We start from the raw sequence: 2,851 nt of genomic DNA, 5'->3' as shown, positions 1-2,851 counted from the left end.
TCCTTGAGCAGTATCTCCATCCGGGTGAAATCTGCCGCGGAAGAAAAATCAATATCGGCAGCCTGGCTGGTCCCACAGCCTGCGACTGCCAACAGCAGCAGTGCATGTTTCCATTGCATGGCGATCTCCTTGATCCATCAGACCCAACCGGCCCAAGACTATGTGATGCCACTGTGCCCAACGCAATAGTGGCCAGACAAACCTTGTGATCGGCAGCCAGCCTCAGTAACGTGGCGGCACTTGTCTGGAGAGCCGAAGATGCGTGTTGCCCGTTCGTTGATCGTTATTGCCCTGCTGCCGTTGTTTGCCGGCTGCCAATTGCTGGATGGCCCGCGTCAGAGTGCTTCCCACGTCGGGCAATCCCGGATGCAAGGGCAATTGACGGCGGCTGACGGCAAACTGGTGTTCCAGCCGTGTGGCGAACAGCGTCAGTACGCGGTCAACGACATCGGCGGCACCAGCGTGCTGCAAGAGGCCGCCACGCTCGCCGATCAACAGGGCAAGTTGTTCGCCGATGTACGCGGCAAGATCGCCGGCGACCGTCTCGACCTGACCCAGTTGTACCGCGTCGAACGTTCCGGCACGGCGTGTGACGACCCGAATTTCAAACTGCTGATCCTGCGCGCCGCCGGCCATGGCCCGGAATGGAACGTCAAGGTCAGCGGCAAAGGCATGGTCATCGACCGCGCCGGACAGCCGCCGCTGGCCGTGCCTTATGTTGAAGAGCAACTGGGCGACGGCCGCTTCAACCTCAGCAGCGAAGCCAACAACCAGCGCATCGAGCTGTGGGTCGCACCACAACGTTGCGTCGACAGCAGCACCGGCAGCGTCCAGCACATGAGCGCCGAGTTGCGCATCGACGGCCAGGTCGAGCGCGGCTGCGGGTATTTCGGCGGATCGCGCAACGACTGAGCGTTTTAGCCTCACCGGATCCGGCCTTTGCGGCTTATAATCGCGGCCTTCAAACGCCTTGGCGCAGTTGTGCGCCCCGCGAACCCGGATCCCCGCCATGTTACGAATCACTGAACTCAAGCTGCCAATCGACCATCCCGAAGAAGACCTGCGCGCCGCCATCGTGCAACGCCTGGGCATCGCCAGCGATGATTTGCTCGATTTCACCTTGTTCAAGCGCAGCTACGATGCGCGCAAAAAGTCCTCCGAACTGTGCTTCATCTACACCATCGACCTCAACGTACGCGATGAGGCCAAGGTGTTGGGCAAGTTCGCCGACGACCGAAACGTCAACGTGGCGCCGGATGTCAGCTACAAATTCGTCGGCCAGGCGCCGAGCGACCTGAGCCAGCGCCCGATCGTCGTCGGTTTCGGCCCGTGCGGGATCTTCGCCGGCCTGCTGCTGGCACAGATGGGCTTCAAGCCGATCATCCTCGAACGCGGCACCGAAGTGCGCCAGCGCACCAAGGACACCTGGGGCCTGTGGCGCAAAAGCGTGCTCAACCCCGAGTCCAACGTGCAATTCGGCGAAGGCGGTGCGGGCACGTTCTCCGACGGCAAGCTGTACAGCCAGATCAAGGACCCGAAGTTCCTTGGCCGTAAAGTCCTGCACGAGTTCGTCAAGGCCGGCGCGCCGGAAGAAATCCTCTACGTCAGCAAGCCGCACATCGGTACGTTCCGCCTGACTGGCATGGTCGAGACCATGCGTGAAGAGATCCGCGCGCTGGGCGGCGAAGTGCGCTTCCAGCAGCGCGTCAGCGACGTGCTGATCGAAGACGGCCAACTGGTCGGCGTGCAATTGGCGAGCGGCGAAACCCTGCACTCCAGACATGTGATTCTGGCACTGGGCCACAGCGCCCGTGACACCTTCCGCATGTTGCACAGCCGTGGCGTGTTCATGGAAGCCAAGCCGTTCTCGGTGGGTTTCCGCATCGAACACCCGCAATCGCTGATCGACCGCGCACGACTGGGCAAGTACGCCGGCCATCCGAAACTCGGAGCCGCCGACTACAAACTGGTGCATCACTCCAAAAACGGCCGTTCGGTCTACAGCTTCTGCATGTGCCCGGGCGGCACCGTGGTCGCGGCGACTTCCGAGCCGAACCGGGTGGTCACCAACGGCATGAGCCAGTATTCGCGTAACGAGCGTAACGCCAACTCCGGGATCGTCGTCGGCATCACCCCGGAAGTCGATTATCCGGGCGGCCCGCTGGCGGGGATCGAGTTGCAGGAGCGCCTGGAATCCCATGCGTTCATCCTCGGCGGCAGCGATTACAAGGCCCCGGCGCAATTGGTCGGCGACTTCATCAACGGCACGCCTTCGACCGAACTGGGCGAAGTCGAGCCGTCGTACAAACCCGGCGTAGCGCTGGGTGATCTGGCGTTGGCCTTGCCGGAATTCGCCATCGAAGCGATCCGCGAAGCCCTGCCGGCGTTCGAGAAACAGATTCGCGGTTATTCGTTGCACGACGCCGTGTTGACCGGGATCGAAACCCGTACCTCGTCGCCGCTGCGCATCACGCGTAACGAGTCGTTGCAGAGCATGAACGTCAAGGGCCTGTTCCCGGCCGGCGAAGGTGCGGGTTATGCCGGCGGGATTCTGTCGGCAGGCGTGGACGGGATTCGGATTGCCGAGGCTGTAGCACGCGACATTCTCGGCCTCGAAGCCTGATCAGCATTAGCTGACCCAACACAAAACCCTGTGGGAGCGAGCTTGCTCGCGAAAGCGGTATTTCAGACAACGATGATGTTGAATGAGATGACGCCTTCGCGAGCAGGCTCGCTCCCACATTGGTCTCTGCTCTTGATCAGATGTTTGCGCGCAGGACTGAGTCAGGCAGCGGCTCCCCCCGCTCGGCACTCGCCGCCACCGCTTCGACCAACCCACTCAACTCATACC

2 protein-coding genes are annotated in these 2,851 nt (G+C 61.9%); both read left to right on the top strand.

Annotated elements, in window-relative coordinates:
- Positions 1 to 258: 258 nt before the first annotated feature.
- Positions 259 to 912 (top strand): COG3650 family protein, encoded by a 654-nt coding sequence (locus DBR24_RS01170; RefSeq protein WP_123465280.1) that lies wholly within the window; start codon positions 259 to 261, stop codon positions 910 to 912.
- 97 nt (positions 913 to 1,009) lie between these two features.
- Positions 1,010 to 2,623, top strand: a complete 1,614-nt coding sequence (locus tag DBR24_RS01165; RefSeq protein WP_128613631.1) for an NAD(P)/FAD-dependent oxidoreductase — start codon at positions 1,010 to 1,012, stop codon at positions 2,621 to 2,623.
- Positions 2,624 to 2,851 lie beyond the last annotated feature (228 nt).

The organism is Pseudomonas sp. HMWF006 (assembly GCF_003061205.1).
GTDB lineage: Bacteria > Pseudomonadota > Gammaproteobacteria > Pseudomonadales > Pseudomonadaceae > Aquipseudomonas > Aquipseudomonas monsensis.
This window is presented reverse-complemented; position numbering and strand designations above follow the sequence as displayed.